Origin of the sequence: Streptomyces silaceus (assembly GCF_001419745.1) — a bacterium.
Taxonomy (GTDB): Bacteria; Actinomycetota; Actinomycetes; order Streptomycetales; family Streptomycetaceae; genus Streptomyces; species Streptomyces silaceus.
Window position 1 is genome coordinate 12194 of the sequence record NZ_LIRJ01000181.1, and the last position, 15006, is coordinate 27199.

Annotated in this window: 11 protein-coding genes; 7 read left to right on the forward strand and 4 right to left on the reverse strand. The window is 71.6% G+C overall.

The window, feature by feature from the left end; all coding sequences use genetic code 11:
• Positions 1 to 58: 58 nt before the first annotated feature.
• Genes AOK22_RS18040 through AOK22_RS18065 form a run of 6 tightly spaced genes read left to right on the forward strand, consistent with a single transcriptional unit; the run spans position 59 to position 8847 of the window.
• On the forward strand, positions 59 to 1567 hold the full coding sequence (locus tag AOK22_RS18040; protein ID WP_055699707.1) for a sugar ABC transporter ATP-binding protein: 1509 nt from the start codon (positions 59 to 61) through the stop codon (positions 1565 to 1567).
• A complete protein-coding gene (locus tag AOK22_RS18045; RefSeq protein WP_055699697.1) occupies positions 1564 to 2568 on the forward strand; it encodes an ABC transporter permease in 1005 nt (334 codons plus the stop codon). The genes AOK22_RS18040 and AOK22_RS18045 overlap by 4 nt, the downstream gene beginning before the upstream one ends.
• Positions 2565 to 3575 carry an ABC transporter permease gene (locus AOK22_RS18050; protein WP_055699698.1) on the forward strand — a complete coding sequence of 337 codons (1011 nt, stop codon included), beginning with the start codon at positions 2565 to 2567 and terminating at the stop codon, positions 3573 to 3575. Before AOK22_RS18045 ends, AOK22_RS18050 begins: the two co-directional genes overlap by 4 nt.
• Positions 3572 to 4774: a substrate-binding domain-containing protein gene (locus tag AOK22_RS18055; protein ID WP_055699699.1), complete on the forward strand. Its 1203-nt coding sequence runs from the start codon at positions 3572 to 3574 to the stop codon at positions 4772 to 4774. Before AOK22_RS18050 ends, AOK22_RS18055 begins: the two co-directional genes overlap by 4 nt.
• Positions 4771 to 5655 carry a sugar phosphate isomerase/epimerase family protein gene (locus AOK22_RS18060; RefSeq protein ID WP_208606411.1) on the forward strand — a complete coding sequence of 295 codons (885 nt, stop codon included), beginning with the start codon at positions 4771 to 4773 and terminating at the stop codon, positions 5653 to 5655. Before AOK22_RS18055 ends, AOK22_RS18060 begins: the two co-directional genes overlap by 4 nt.
• 51 nt (positions 5656 to 5706) lie before the next feature.
• On the forward strand, positions 5707 to 8847 hold the full coding sequence (locus tag AOK22_RS18065) for a ThuA domain-containing protein (protein ID WP_055699701.1): 3141 nt from the start codon (positions 5707 to 5709) through the stop codon (positions 8845 to 8847).
• 80 nt (positions 8848 to 8927) lie between these two features.
• Here AOK22_RS18065 and AOK22_RS18070 read toward each other — a convergent pair whose 3' ends face one another.
• Complete coding sequence (locus tag AOK22_RS18070) at positions 8928 to 10115, reverse strand: aminoglycoside phosphotransferase family protein (RefSeq protein WP_055699702.1); 1188 nt, start codon at positions 10113 to 10115, stop codon at positions 8928 to 8930.
• A 235-nt stretch (positions 10116 to 10350) separates the two neighbouring features.
• Between AOK22_RS18070 and AOK22_RS18075 the strand changes: the two genes are divergently transcribed.
• On the forward strand, positions 10351 to 11844 hold the full coding sequence (locus tag AOK22_RS18075; protein ID WP_055699703.1) for a DNA-binding protein NsdB: 1494 nt from the start codon (positions 10351 to 10353) through the stop codon (positions 11842 to 11844).
• Between the two features lie 80 nt (positions 11845 to 11924).
• Here AOK22_RS18075 and AOK22_RS18080 read toward each other — a convergent pair whose 3' ends face one another.
• The 3 genes from AOK22_RS18080 to AOK22_RS18090 all read right to left on the reverse strand — a co-directional run.
• Positions 11925 to 13337 carry a PP2C family protein-serine/threonine phosphatase gene (locus AOK22_RS18080; protein ID WP_055699704.1) on the reverse strand — a complete coding sequence of 471 codons (1413 nt, stop codon included), beginning with the start codon at positions 13335 to 13337 and terminating at the stop codon, positions 11925 to 11927.
• A gap of 430 nt (positions 13338 to 13767) precedes the next feature.
• A complete protein-coding gene (locus tag AOK22_RS18085) occupies positions 13768 to 14412 on the reverse strand; it encodes a response regulator transcription factor (protein WP_055699708.1) in 645 nt (214 codons plus the stop codon).
• 47 nt (positions 14413 to 14459) lie between these two features.
• Positions 14460 to 15006: sensor histidine kinase (locus tag AOK22_RS18090; RefSeq protein WP_244164861.1), on the reverse strand; the 547-nt coding region annotated here is incomplete at its 5' end.

Here is a 15006-nt window from a genome sequence, read left to right on the forward strand (position 1 = left end):
ACCGCTGCCGAAGGAGCCGAGGGTGCAGGCGATGCAGGCAAGGCAGATGAATCCGGCGATGCTGACGATGCGAGGGATCTCCAAGAGCTTTCTCGGGGTGCGCGTGCTGCACGGCGTCCCGCTCGACCTGGAGGCCGGCGAAGTGCACGCACTCGTCGGCGAGAACGGCGCGGGCAAGTCCACCCTGATGAAGATCCTCGCGGGCGAGCACGTCCCCGACGAGGGCACCATCACGCTCGACGGCGAGGAGCGCCGCTTCACCCATCCCGCGCAGGCCCAGGCCGCCGGAATCGGGATCATCCACCAGGAGTTCGCGCTCCTCGCCCACCGCACCGTCGCCGAGAACGTCTTCCTCGGCCGCGAGCCGACCCGCCGCGGCCTCGTCGACCGCCGCGCGATGGAGGCCCGCACCGCCGAACTCCTCGACGAGGTGGGCGTGTCGGGCATCACCCCGCGCACGTACATCCGTGACCTGTCCGTCGCCCGCCAGCAGACCGTCGAGATCGTCAAGGCGCTCGCCTCCAACGTACGCGTCCTCGTCATGGACGAGCCGACCGCGCCGCTCGCCGACCACGAGGCGGGTCTCCTGCACGCCCTCGTCCGCCGCCTCGCCGACCGGGGCCTCGGCATCCTGTACATCTCCCACCGGCTGCGCGAGGTCTTCGACCTGTCGCGGCGCATCACCGTACTCAAGGACGGCCGCCACGTGACGACGGTGCCCACCGCGCGGACCGACACCGACCAGGTCGTACGCGCCATGGTCGGCCGGGAGCTCAGCGCCTACTACCCGCCCCGCGCCCGCCCCGAGGACCTCGGCGAGGTCCGCCTGACCGTGCGCGGCGGCGGCAACGCCCGCCTGAAGGGCATCGACCTGACCCTGCGCGCGGGCGAGGTCACCGGCATCGCGGGCCTCCAGGGCTCCGGGCGGACATCACTGGCCCGGGCCCTGTTCGGCGCGGCGCCGTTCACCGAGGGCGAGGTGACCGTCGACGGCACCGCCCTGCGCCCCGGCAGCCCCCGCCAGGCCATCCGCGCGGGCATCGCCCTGGTCACCGAGGACCGCAAGGCCGAAGGGCTCGCCCTGCGCCAGTCCGTGCGCGACAACGCCCTGCTGGTCACCCGGGCCGTCCCGGCCCGCGAACGCCCGCCCGCGGCACGTGAGGTGAGCGCCCTCCTGGAACGCGTACGGCTGCACGCCCGAGGCGAGGACCAGCAGGCCCAGTACCTCTCCGGCGGCAACCAGCAGAAGGTCGTCATCGCCAAATGGCTCGCCGCGCGCCCCCGCGTCCTCCTCTTCGACGAACCGACCCGGGGCGTCGACGTGGGCGCCAAGGCCGCCATCCACACCCTCGTCCGCGACCTCGCCCGCGAGGGCCTGGCCGTCCTCATCGTCTCCTCCGAACTTCCCGAACTGATCGGCATGAGCGACCGGATCCTCGTCATGTCCGAGGGCCGCGTCACCGGCGAACTCCCGCCGGGCGCCGCCGAGGAGGACGTGATGCGCCTCGCCACCGGACACACCGCGCGGCCCGGGACCGACAGCACCGCACAGGAAGGAGCCGCATGACCGGCACCGCCGTCGCGCCACCGCCCACCGTCACGTCCGGCGCCCCGCGCCGCAGCCGCCTCGCCGATCCGGCCGTCGGCGTATGGCTGGCCGCCGTCGCCGTCACCGCGCTCGGCTGGATCGTCGTCGCGGCCCGCGGCGGCGACTTCCTCACGCTCTCCAACGTCGTCGGAATCCTGCAGAACTGCGTCGCCCTCGGCCTCGTCGCCGTCGGCCAGACCGCCGTCATCCTCAGCGGCTCCCTCGACCTGTCGGTCGCGTACCTCATCAGCCTCGGCACCCTGGTCGCCGCCACCACCATGGAGGACGGCGGTGTGTTCACGGCGGTCCTCGCCGTGCTCGCCCTCTCGGCTGCCGTCGGCCTCGCCAACGGCCTCATCGTCACCGGCCTCAAGGTCAACGCCTTCATCGCCACGCTCGGCACCGCGTTCATCCTGCGCGGCTGGATCGAGGACAACTACACCGGACCCGCGGGCAAGGTCTCCGCCTCCTTCCAGCACCTCGGCTACGACCGCGTCGGACCCATCCCCGTCTCGCTGTTCCTCCTGCTCGCCGTCGCCGCCGCGCTCTGGGTGATCACCCGCCGCACCCGCTTCGGCCACCATCTGTACGCCACCGGCGGCGACGAGCACGCCGCCCGGCTGTCCGGCGTGCGCACCCGGCGCACCGTGATCGCCGCGCACGTCCTGTGCTCGCTGTGCGTGGGCGCCGCCGCGCTGTTCCTCGCCGCGCGGCTCGGCGCGGGCGCCCCCTGGGCGGGCACCGAGGCCCGCTACGACCTGGAGTCGATCGCCGCCGTCGTCCTCGGCGGCACGGCCCTCGCGGGCGGACGCGGGGGAGTGGTCGGCACCCTCGGCGGCGTCCTCGTCCTCGCCGTCCTCGACTCCGTCTTCAACCAGCTCGGCGTCGACCCGTTCTTCAAGAACGTCGTCCGCGGCGTCGTCATCATCGCCGCCGTCGCCCTCTACGCCCGCCGCGGCAGCAGGAGGCAGCCCGCATGACCACCGCAACGGCACCCGGCCCGACGTACCGGCGCGTGGTCCGCTCGCTCGGCACCGGAGCCCCCGTCTACGCGCTCCTCCTCGTGCTGCTCGCCGCCCTCGCGATCACCGACCCGGGCTTCTACGAACCCGACCGCTTCCTCGCCTTCGTCAAGCGGGCCGCGCCGCTGGTGATCCTCGCGGCCGGGCAGTATCTGGTCATCGTCTGCGGGGAGTTCGACCTGTCCGTGGGCGCCGTCGTCACCGCCGGGGTCGTCGCCGCGGCCGAGGTCTACGGCACCTATCCGGGCGCGTCCTGGCTGGTGGTCGCCCTCGGGCTGCTGGTCGCGGGAGCCCTGGCCGGACTGGTCAACGGACTGATCACCACCCGGCTGCGCGTCCCCTCCTTCATCACCACCCTCGGCATGATGCTCATCCTCGAAGGCGCCGTCTTCTTCTGGACCGGCGGATCGCCGCACGGCCAACTCCCGCAGGACTTCCGGCAGCTGGGACGCGGCACGGCGATGGGCTGGCTGCCCTGGGCGGTCCTCGCCTGCCTCGTCGCGGGCGCGCTCGCCGTGTGGCTCATGCGCTCCGACTTCGGCCGTACGCTCGTCGCCACCGGCGACAGCGAGCGCGCCGCCGCCCTCGCCGGAGTACGGGTGCACCGCGCACGCGTCATCGCCTTCGTCCTCTCCGGCGCTGCCGCCGCCCTCGCCGCGATCCTCGTGGGCGGCTTCTCCGGGGTCTCCGCGCAGGCGGGGCGCGGCTACGAGTTCGAGGCCATCACCGCCGTGGTCCTCGGTGGCGTCGTGCTCGGCGGCGGGCGCGGCAGCGTCGTCGCCGCGATGGCCGGCGCCTTCTCGCTGCAGGCCCTGTTCACGCTGCTCAACCTGCGGGGCGTGTCCGGCGCCCTGGAGTCCACCGTCCAGGGCGTCATCGTCATCGCCGCCGTCGGCATCGGAGCCGCCGACTGGTCCCGGGCGCGCCGCCGACGTACCCACTCCTCGGGAGGAACACCCTCATGATCCGCAGACGCACCCTCGCGTCGGCCGCCGTCCTGCTGACGGGCGCGCTGCTCACCTCGTGCTCCAGCGACATCCCGCCCGACGCGCCCGCCGTGGCGAGCGGGAGCGCCGACAGCGGTGGTGACAAGCCGTCGAAGTTCTTCCAGCAGGACGATTACGAGCGTCAGTTGGCGCTCGCCGAGCAGACCCCGAAGGGCCCGGCGGGCAAGCCCTGGGAGCAGATGCTCGCACCGGAGATGACCGGCACCGCCCGGTACAGGAAGAAGGGCTCGGGCGGCGTGCACCTGTGCTTCTCCAACGCGGGGGTCTTCAACCCCTGGCGGCAGGTCGGCCTGAAGAACATGAAGGCCGAGGTGAAACTGCACGAGGAGATCACCGACTTCACCGTCCTGGACGCGCAGGGCAAGGACGACAAGCAGATCTCCGACATCCAGGAGCTCGCCGGCGACAAGGACTGCGACGCGCTCATCGTCTCCCCGAACACCACCGCCACCCTCACCCCCGCCGTGAAGGAGGCCTGCGGCAAGCTGCCCGTCATCGTCTTCGACCGCGGGGTCGAGACGGACTGCGCCGTCACCTTCGTCAACCCGATCGGCGGGTACGGCTACGGCGCGGTCGCCGCCGACTTCCTCGTCGACCAGGTCGAGCCCAAGGGCAAGATCCTCGCCCTGCGCATCTCACCCGGCGTCGACGTCCTGGAGACCCGCTGGTCGGCGGCGAAGATCGCCTTCGACAAGAGCGAACTCGACGTCGTGGACGTCAAGTTCACCGACGGCGACCCCGCGAAGACCAAGTCGATCGTCGCCGACGCCCTCGCGCGGCACGGCTCCATCGACGGCGTCTGGATGGACTCCGGCGCCACCGCGGTCGCCGCCGTGGAGGCCTTCGAGGACGCGGGCGTGGACGTGCCGCCCCTCACCGGCGAGGACCAGCAGGACTTCCTCCAGGCCTGGAAGGACAAGAAGCTCACCGCGATCGCGCCCACCTATCCGACCTTCCAGTGGCGCACGCCCGTCATCGCCGCCCTGCGCGTCCTCGACGGCAAGCAGGTCCCCAAGGAGTGGAAGCTGCCCCAGCCCACCGTCACCCAGGACAACCTCGACGAGTACCTCCGGGACGGCATGCCGCCGCTGCACTACGCGATGTGCGGCTGCCAGAAGCTGCCGGGCTTCCCCGAGGACTGGGGAGGCGAGAAGTGACTCCCCGCCACCATGCCCCCGCGTGGCAGGTGGGCGCCAACCCCTGGATCTGGCACTCGCCCGTGACCACCGAGGCGCTCACCGAGACCCTGCCCCGGCTCGCGCACTGGGGCTTCGACTGCGTGGAACTCCCGCTGGAGCACCCCGACGACTGGGACCCCGCGTCCGTCGCCAAGCTTCTGGACGCCACCGGCCTCGCCCCGGCCGCCGTCGTCGCCGTCATGTCCGACGGCCGCAACCTCGTCCGCGCCGACCCGGCGACCGCCCGCGCCACCCAGGACTATCTGCGCCGCTGCGTCGACGCGGCCCACGCGGTGGGCGCCCCCGTCGTCGCCGGGCCCGTGTACGCCCCGGTCGGCCGGACCTGGCGCCTCGACCGCGCCGCGCGCACGGCGGCGTACGACGAGTGGCGTGCCCACCTCGCCCCGGTCGCCGTCTACGCCGCCCGCGCCGGGGTCCGCATCGCCGTCGAACCCCTCAACCGCTACGAGACGAGCCTGCTCAACACCGTCGCCCAGACCCTCGAAGCCCTCGAAGGCCTGCCCGAGGACGTGGTCGGCATCGCCCTGGACACGTACCACCAGAACGTCGAGGAGCACTCGCTGCCCGAGGCCGTCCGCGCCGCGGCGGGCCGCATCGCGCACGTCCAGGTGTGCGCCAACGACCGCGGCGCGCCCGGCGCCGACCACCTCGACTGGCCCGGCTTCCTGTCCGCCCTGCGCACGGCGGAGTACCGGGGGCCGTTGTGCATCGAGTCGTTCACGGCCCACAACGACTCCATCGCCGTCGCCGCCTCCGTCTGGCGGCCGCTGGCCCGCAGCCAGGACGCGCTGGCCACCGACGGCCTCGGCTTCCTGCGCCGCACCCTCGAAGCCCTCTGAGTTTCCGGCATCCGGCACCCGCACCCCCGTCCACACAGAGAGGACCCGCTCATGGGCTGTCATGCTCGTGACATCAATGGTCTGAGAAGCCTACGAAGAGGTCTCGTCGCCCTGGTCGCGGCGCTGCTCCTCACCGTGGCCTTCCTGCCCGGCACCGGAGCCACGGCGGCCGACAAGGCCCCCGCCTTCCGCGCCCTGCTGTTCACCAAGGCCGTCGGCTACGTCCACGACTCCATCCCGGCCGGCATCCAGATGGTCAAGGAGCAGGCCGCGGCGAACAACTTCGAGGTCGTACAGACCGACGACGCCACCGTCTTCGACGACGCGAAGCTCAAGGACTTCGACGTCGTCATCATGCTGCAGAACTCCGGCATGGTCTGGGACACCGAGGCCCAGCGCGAGGCGATGAAGACGTACGTGAAGAGCGGCAAGGGCGTCGTCGCCCTGCACAACACCCTCGACATGGGCGTCGAGGACTCCTTCCCCTGGTGGGACGACCTCATCAACGCCGGCGCCCACATGCCCGCCCACTCACCGGGCGTCCTCAAGGGCACCGCCAAGGTCGCCGACCGCGCGCACCCCTCCACCAAGGGCCTGCCCGAGCGCTGGGAGCGCCCGGAGGAGTGGTACAACTTCGACAAGAACCCCCGGGGTGACGTGCACGTCCTGGTGACCGCCGACGAGACGACGTACGACCCCGGCGGCTCCGCGATGGGCGCCGACCACCCCATCTCCTGGTGCCGCAACGCCGAGGGCGGCAAGGTCTGGGCCACCGCCATGGGCCACGACAAGGCCTCCTACACCGAGCCCGCCTTCCGCGAGCACGTCCTCGGCGGCATCAAGTGGGCCGCGGGCAACGCGCCCGGCGACTGCGGCGGCACCGTCTGGTCCGGCTACGAGAAGACCGCCCTGGACGACAACACCGCCGACCCCATGGAGCTCGACGTCGCCAAGGACGGCAAGGTCTTCTACGTCCAGCGCAGCGGCGAGGTGAAGATCTTCGACCCGAAGTCCCACTCCACCTCCACCGCCGGCAAGCTCGACGTCTACACCGGCGGCGAGGACGGCCTGGTCGGCATGGAACTCGACCCGAAGTTCGCCGACAACCGCTGGATCTACCTCTACTACGCGCCCGCGAAGGCGACGGACGACGTCAACCGCCTCTCCCGCTTCACGGTCACGAAGGACAACACCCTCGACCTCGCCAGCGAGAAGAAGCTCCTCGACGTCCCCGCCTACCGCGACCGGACCTTCCCCGAGCCCGGACACACCGGCGGCGCCGTCGAGTTCGGCCCGAACCGCACCCTCTACCTGGGCGTCGGCGACGACACCCCGCCCAACCTCGACCCGGCCTGGCAGGGCTACGCCCCGCTGGACTGGCGCCCCGGCAAGCAGATGCTGGACGCCGCCCGCACCGCGGGCAACACCAACGACCTGCGCGGCAAGATCCTGCGCATCAAGCCCACCGACTCCGGCGGCTACACCATCCCCCAGGGCAACCTCTTCAAGAAGGGCACGCCCAAGACCCGTCCCGAGATCTACGCGATGGGCTTCCGCAACCCGTTCCGCTTCACCGTCGACCCCAAGAACGGCTACGTCCACGCCTCCGACTACGGCCCCGACCGCGGCGGCCCGACCACCGAGCGCGGCCCCGAGGGCCTCGTCGAGGTGAACGTCATCAAGAAGGCGGGCAACTTCGGCTGGCCCTTCTGCCACGGCAACAACCAGGCGTACGCGCCCTACGACCCCGACACCCAGAAGGCCGGCGCCAAGTTCGACTGCGCCAAGCCGACCAACCCCTCACCCAACAACACCGGCCTGAAGGACCTGCCGCCCCTGCAACAGCCCGACATCTGGTACGGCTACGGCACCTCCAAGGAGTTCCCCGAGGTGGGGTCCGGCGGCTCCGCGCCGATGAGCGGACCGGTCTACCACTACGACGCCAAGAACCCCTCCAAGACGAAGTTCCCCGCCTACTTCGAGGGCGCCAACTTCTTCTACGAGTGGGCGCGCGACTCGGTCAAGGAGCTCCGCTTCGACAAGGACGGCAAGCTCCTCAAGATCAACGACTTCCTCAAGTCCGCGAAGTTCGCCAAGCCCATGGACATGACCTTCGGGCCCGACGGCTCGCTCTACGTCCTGGAGTGGGGCAGCGAGTTCGGCGGCGGGAACAACGACTCCGGGCTCTACCGCATCGACTACGCCCAGGGGCAGCGCATCCCGCTCGCCAAGGCCAAGGCGTCCGCCACCAACGGTCCCGTCCCGCTGAAGGTCGACTTCTCCAGCGCGGGCAGCACGGACCCCGACGGTGACTCCCTCACCTACGCCTGGGACTTCGACGGCGACGGCACCTACGACTCGACCGAGGCGAACCCCTCCCACACCTACACCGCCAAGGGGGACTTCAACGCCCAGCTGAAGGTCACCGACTCCAGCGGCAAGTCCGGCTACGCCAACATCCCCGTCACGGCCGGCAACACGGCCCCCGAGGTGACGATCGAGACGCCGGTCGACGGCAAGCTCATCGAGTTCGGCGACAAGATCCCGTACAAGGTGAAGGTCACCGACCCCGAGGACGGCACGATCGACTGCTCCAAGGTGACCGTGAACCCCGCCCTCGGCCACGACGACCACGAGCACCCCACCACCGACATCCCCGGCTGCGAGGGCACCGTCGACACCGGTGACCTCGGCGGCCACCCGGAGGGCGCCGACCTCACCTACGTCCTCAACGCCAAGTACACGGACAAGGGCGGCGACGGCGTCGGCACCCTGACCGGGTACGGCCGTTCGGTGCTCCAGCCCGAGCACAAGCAGGCCGAGTACCGCGACGACCAGTCGGGCACCCGGATCGTGTCGCAGGAGGGCGCCGAGAACGGCAAGCGCATCGGCGACATCAGCGACGGCGACTGGATCGCGTTCAGCCCGATGAGCGTCGAGGGCGTGAGCGCGGTCAGCTACACGCTGTCGTCGCCCTACGGCGTCGGCTCCATCGAGCTGCGCGCGGACGCCCCCGACGGGAAGCTGCTCGCCACGACGCCCGTCCCGAACACCGGCGGCTGGGACACCTACCAGTCCACGCCCGCCGTCCCCGTCGAGGCGCTGACCGGAACGCACAAGCTCTATCTGGTCTTCACGTCCGGCCAGGACAACGCGTTCGACGTCGACGCGGTGCAGTTCACCACGTCATAGTCGAACAGTAGTCGCCACAGGCATACGAAAGTCCGCGGTGCGCCCCTGTCCACAGCGCATCGCGGACTTTCGCGTCCCCGTCAGCGAGTGCCGACCGCCGCTCGCACGGCCCGGCGGGCCAGCTGGCAGTCGTCGTGCAGCCGCCTCAGCAGCAGCCGCTGTTCCTCGCCGGACGGCGCAGCACCGGGATGGGCCGGGCCCGGTGCCGCCGGGGTCGATTCGTGCATCGAACGCTGCACGGCCGTTTCGTACGTACGGATCTCGCGGGTCAGCACCAGCATCAGGTTGACCAGGAACGCGTCGCGCGCCGCCGGACCCGCGGCCTGCGCCAGCTGGCTGATCTCGCGCCGGGCCGCCGGGGCGTCACCGAGGACCGACCACAGGGTGGCCAGGTCGTACCCGGGCAGATACCAGCCCGCGTGCTCCCAGTCGACCAGGACGGGTCCGGCGGGCGAGAGAAGGATGTTCGACAGCAGGGCGTCGCCGTGGCAGAACTGCCACATGGACTGGTGGCCGTTGCCCTGGTGGCCGACCGAGTGCGCGATGCCGTGCAGCAGCTTCTGCAGGTCGCCCATGTCGCGGTCCGTCAGCAGGCCCAGCTCGTGGAAGCGGGAGATCTTCCTGCCGTAGTCCATCGGCCTGCCGAACATCTCCGTCGGAGGCCGCCACTGGTTCAGGCGGCAGACGGAGCCGAGCGCCGCGCGGACGTCCGCCCGGGGCGGCGCCTCCAGCGGATGCCGGGTCAGTGCCGCGATGCGCCCCGGCATGCGCTCGATCACCAGCGTGCAGTCGTCGGGGTCGGCGGCGATGAGCCGCGGCGCCCGGACCGGCGGACGGTGCCGGACGAACGACCGGTATGCCGCTATTTCGTGCCTGATCCGCTCGGCCCACACAGGTGAGTGATCGAGTAAACACTTGGCGACGGCGGTGCTGCGCCCCGCCGTGCCGACGATCAGTACGGTGCGGCCGCTTCTGCGCAGCACCTGCACGGGGTGGAACTCCGGACAGATGCGGTGCACCGAGGCGATCGCGGTGCGCAGCTGCGCCCCCTGGGGGCCGGACAAGTCGAGTCTCCCGCTGAGCGGTTGGGCGCCGGTCCCCGGCACACGGCGCGCACGGCCTGCGCCGAGCTGCGTGGACGAGGGGCGCACCGGCTCCAGATAGGGGCCGTTCCCCGCGGTGGGGGACACCTCGCGGGTCCGGGGGACCGGAGGGCGCGGGTGGAGCGGCCGGGGCGGGGCGGACACGGAGGACGATGCTGCGTACATGGGCGATACAGATCCCTTCGTGTGCCTGCGAGTTGCGTGCGCCTCCCGGCCCGATCGCTTTCGGGTGCACCCTGGGGAGTGCCTTGCGGCGACCGGGTCGGGGTGGCGCACTCCTACCTGACACCCGTCGTCCCCTGGCACACCATGTGGCGCACCCTGGCGAACCCTGGCGAATAGTCGCTCAGCAACTGACAGAGGGTTACTGTCAACTCAGCCGAGAACCTGGGGGCTTGACGTGAACGGACAACCCAATACCCGCCTCTCGGACCTGTTCGGCCTGGCCGGCTGGTCCAAAGGGGAGCTCGCGAGACTGGTGAACAGGCAGGCGGCGGCCATGGGCCACCCCCAGCTGGCCACCGACACCTCGCGGGTCAGGCGGTGGATCGACATGGGGGAGATCCCGCGCGATCCCGTACCTCGGGTGCTGGCGGTCCTGTTCACCGAGCGTCTCGGCCGTGTCGTGACCACTGAGGATCTAGGTCTGGTCCGGCACGGGCGCGTAGGGAAGCGGCGTGGCGACGGGAGTGTGGAGCACCCCGACGGCGTGCCGTGGGCGCCCGAGCGGACCGCCGCGGTCCTCACCGAATTCACGGGAATGGACCTCATGCTCAACCGACGCGGCTTGGTGGGCGCGGGCGCTGCGCTTGCCGCAGGCTCCGCACTCAGCAGCGCCATGCACGACTGGCTGCACACCGATCCGGCCCTCGCGGCCGACGCCCCCCGTCTCGACGATCCCCTGCACGCCGACCCCGCCGGGTTCGACCGCTACGAGGCCGCCCCCATCGGGTCACAGGAGATCGAGGAACTGGAGCGCTCGGTCGAGGTGTTCCGCGCCTGGGACGCGGCCCGCGGAGGCGGGCTGCAGCGCAAGGCCGTGGTGGGCCAGCTCAACGAAGTGGGCGGCATGCTCGCCTACCGACACCCCGACCACCTCCAGCGCCGCCTGTGGGGCGTCGCTGCCAACCTCGCCGTGCTCGCCGGCTGGATGTCGCACGACGTCGGCCTGGAGCCCACGGCGCAGAAGTACTTCGTCATCGCGGCGCACGCGGCCCGCGAGGGCGGCGACCGCCCGCGTGCCGGGGAGGCCCTGTCCCGGGCCGCGCGCCAGATGGTGCACCTCGGCAAGCCGGACGACGCCCTCGACCTGATGAAGCTCGCCAAGTCGGGCGCGGGCGAGGAGGCACTGCCCCGCACCCAGGCGATGCTGTACACCATCGAGGCCTGGGCACAGGCGTCGATGGGGCGCGGTCAGGCGATGCGGCGCACCCTCGGCCTCGCCGAGGACCTCTTCGTGTCGGACAAGGGGGACGTGCCGCCGCCGAGCTGGATGCAGATGTTCGACGAGGCGGATCTGCACGGCATGCAGGCCCTGGCCTACCGCACCCTCGCCGACCACGATCCGACCGCGGCGAACACCGCGCAGCGCCATGCCAGGGAGGCGATCGAGCTGCGGTCCAAGAACCGCGACCGGTCGCAGATCTTCGACTACATCTCGCTGGCGTCGGCCTGCTTCATCGCCGACGACCCGGAGCAGGCCGACCGGTACGCCCGGCTGGCGCTGGTGTCGATGCGGGCCAACTCCTCGCACCGCACGTGGGACCGGCTGCGCGAGATGTACCGCCTGACGGCGCAGTACGCCGGGTATCCCAAGATCCAGGACCTGCGCGAGGAGATCAAGCTCGCGCTGCCGAAGGGACCCAAGGGCGCGGGGAGGACGGCACGGGCGTAGGACGCACGAAGAAGACCGGTACACGCGCGCACCCGTGCCCACCGGGCAGCGGGGTGTGAGCGGGCCGCTGTGCGGCGTGCTCAGATACGCGCGATCAACAGGCAGGCGTCGTCCTCGCGCGGAGCCTCGCCGTACTCCTCGACGACGATCCGCACGCAGTCCTGCGCCGTACGCTCCTCGGTGAAGCGGGGGGCGAGGGACAGCAGCAGGTCCGTCGCCGTCTCCCTGTCGCTCCGTGGCACCAGGCCGTCGGTGTGCAGCAACAGCAGGTCTCCGGGCCGCAGTTGCTCGTCGGCCTGCTCGTACGTCGCGCCGGAGGTGGCACCGAGGAGCACGCCCTGCGGTGGCGTCAGCGCGCGCCCCGTCCCGTCGCGGAACAGCAGCGGGGCGGGGTGGCCGGCCTGGGACCAGGTGAGCAGGTGCGTGGCGGGCTCGTAGCGACAGCAGACGGCGCTGCCGAGGGCGGGCTGGGCCGTGGCGTCCAGCAGCTGGTTCAGCCAGCCCATGAGCTGGCCGGGCGGTGAGCCCGCCACGGCCATGCCGCGCAGCGCGCCGAGCAGCATCGCCATGCCGGAGGTGACGGTGACGCCGTGTCCGGTGAGGTCGCCGACGCTCAACAGGGCCTGGCCGTCGGGCAGTTGCATGGCGTCGTACCAGTCCCCGCCGATGAGCGAGCTGGTCGAGGAAGGGAGGTAGTGCGCGGCGAGGTCGAGTTGGCCGGGGCCGCCGTGCGGAAGGCGTAGCGCGCCGCCCCACGGCGGCAGGACCGCTTCCTGCAGTTCGACCGCGAGGCGGTGCTCGGTCCGTGCGATGTCGTGGTGGCGCTGGAGCGAGTCACGGGTCTCGCGCACCACGCGCTGGCTGCGGCGCAGTTCGCTGACGTCCCGCAGGACCGCCCACATGGAGACAGTGGAGCCGTCGGAGGCGAGGACGGGCTCGCCCATCATGTGCACCTGGCGTACGCGCCCGTCGGGCCGCATGATGCGGAACTCGCCGTCGATGGGCTTCCCGTCGATCAGGCAGTCCGTGACCATCGTGGTCAGCTGCGGCTGGTCGTCCGTGTGCACCAGCGAAGGGAGTTCGTCCAGGGAGAGCGGGGGAGCGGCCGGGTCGCGGCCGAGGATCTGGTACAGCTCGCCGGACCAGCTGGCCTCGTCGGTGAGCAGGTTCCATTCGGCGCTGCCCACCCGGCTCAGGAGCGAGTCCTCGTGCGGCTCCGCGGCCGTGGACGCCGTCGCGGTCTCGTCGTCCGCGCCCGGCGGTCCGTCCCGCAGCTGGGCGAAGTGCGTGTCCAGGTCGTTGAGTTGATGGACCGCCAGGTCGCACAGGGCGCGCTGCCAGCGGCCCGCGGGATCTCCGACGTCCGTGGCGGTGTCGCGTCGCACGGCGTCGACCTCGCCCCGCAGCCGGCGTGTCTGCGAGATCAGCGCGTCGACCGTGCCGCGCTCCGGCGGCTGGGCGGCGGCGTGGTCCGCGAAGACATGGGACGGCATGGGGTGCTCCGATGAGGATGCGGTGCGACCAGCTTGACGGGTGGTGGACCGCTAATGACTTTCGCACAGCCGAAGGTGGCCTGTAAGGGATTTGGCAACACACGATGCGGTGGTGCTTCTGGCATATGCCGTTGGCTTGCGGAGATCCCGTGCGCAGAAGCGGGAGTCTATGGGGAAACGGTGAAGAAAGCGTAGGGGCCTGCATCGGAATGTGGTGATCCGTCGGTGGATTTCAGGTGACGCGGCGAACGTCCGGTGTCGGGTGACAGGGGGCGCGGCAGCGGAGGCGGGGCGCGCGGAAGGTGAGAACGGCGCGAATTGCACGCCGTCAGTCAGCCGAGCGCCGCGCCGGACGGTGATGGCCGCACGCGTGGATCTCGTTTTCCTGTGCGGTGCCCCGCTCTGTCGCCGTCAGCCCGGCCCCACATCCTCAGGACCGCAGATAGTGGATGACCGCCAGCACCCGGCGGTTGTCGTCGTGCGACGCGGGCAGGCCGAGCTTGTCGAAGACCGCCGCCACATGCTTCTCCACCGTGCCCGAAGAAACGAAGAGCGCCTGCGCGATCCCCGCGTTGGACCGCCCCTGCGCCATCAGCGAGAGCACCTCGCGCTCCCGTTCCGTGAGCGGCGCCAGCTCCGCCGCACGCCGGCCGGCCCCGGCCAGCTGCGTGACGACCTCGGGGTCCAGCGCGGTGCCGCCCGCCGCCACCCGCTCCAGCGCGTCCGCGAACTCCGCGACGTTCGCCACCCGGTCCTTGAGCAGATAGCCGACGCCCGCCGAGCCCGCCGCGAGGAGCCGCGTCGCGTACTTCGTCTCCACGTACTGCGAGAAGAGCAGCACGCCCGTGCCGGGGTGCGCGGCACGGATGTCGATGGCCGCGCGCAGCCCCTCGTCCGTGTGGGTCGGCGGCATCCGGATGTCGACCACGGTGACGTCCGGGCGGTGCGCGGCGACCGCGTCGCGCAGCGCGTCGGCGTCCCCCACGGCGGCACAGACCTCGTGCCCGCGCTCGGCGAGCATCTGGGCCAGCAACTCCCGCAGTACGGCGGCGTCCTCGGCAATCACGACACGCATGGCCCGCATGCTCTCACGTAAGCTCCGACCTGGGCTGCGACCTGTGCTCACGCGTGCAGCGGCAGCTCGACGACGACCGTGGTCGGGCCGCCCTCGGGGCTGCGGACATCGATGCGCCCGTCGACCGTGCGGACCCGCTGCGCGAGCCCGGTCAGACCGCTGCCCGCGCCGGGCGCCGCGCCGCCCCGGCCGTCGTCGGTGACCCGGAGCGTCAGCAGACCGTCCCGCTGCCCGACGTCGATCGTGACCCGCCGCGCCCCGCTGTGCTTGATGACGTTCGTCAGGAGCTCGGCCGCGCAGAAGTACGCGATGGTCTCGATCGCCGGAGTCGGGCGGTGCGGCACGTCCGCCGACAGCTCGACCGGCACGGTGCTGCGCGCGGCGAGTGTGGCGAGTGCGTCGGGCAGGCCGTCGTCGAGGGCGGGCGGATGGAGGCCGCGGGCCAGGTCGCGGAGTTCGGTGAGCGCCTCGGTGGCGTTGCGGTGCGCGCCGTCGACGAGCTGCCGGATGCGGACGAGGTCCAGCTGCTCCCCGCCGTCGAGCCGCTCCTTGACCATGTCGAGGCCCATCGCCACGGCGACCAGGCGGACCTGC

Coding starts and splice junctions, on each gene's coding strand:
- AOK22_RS18040 (WP_055699707.1), top strand. CDS start 59: ATGCTGACGATGCGAGGGATCTCCAAGAGCTTTCTCGGGGTGCGCGTG.
- AOK22_RS18045 (WP_055699697.1), top strand. CDS start 1,564: ATGACCGGCACCGCCGTCGCGCCACCGCCCACCGTCACGTCCGGCGCC.
- AOK22_RS18050 (WP_055699698.1), top strand. CDS start 2,565: ATGACCACCGCAACGGCACCCGGCCCGACGTACCGGCGCGTGGTCCGC.
- AOK22_RS18055 (WP_055699699.1), top strand. CDS start 3,572: ATGATCCGCAGACGCACCCTCGCGTCGGCCGCCGTCCTGCTGACGGGC.
- AOK22_RS18065 (WP_055699701.1), top strand. CDS start 5,707: ATGGGCTGTCATGCTCGTGACATCAATGGTCTGAGAAGCCTACGAAGA.
- AOK22_RS18070 (WP_055699702.1), bottom strand. CDS start 10,115: ATGTACGCAGCATCGTCCTCCGTGTCCGCCCCGCCCCGGCCGCTCCAC.
- AOK22_RS18080 (WP_055699704.1), bottom strand. CDS start 13,337: ATGCCGTCCCATGTCTTCGCGGACCACGCCGCCGCCCAGCCGCCGGAG.
- AOK22_RS18085 (WP_055699708.1), bottom strand. CDS start 14,412: ATGCGTGTCGTGATTGCCGAGGACGCCGCCGTACTGCGGGAGTTGCTG.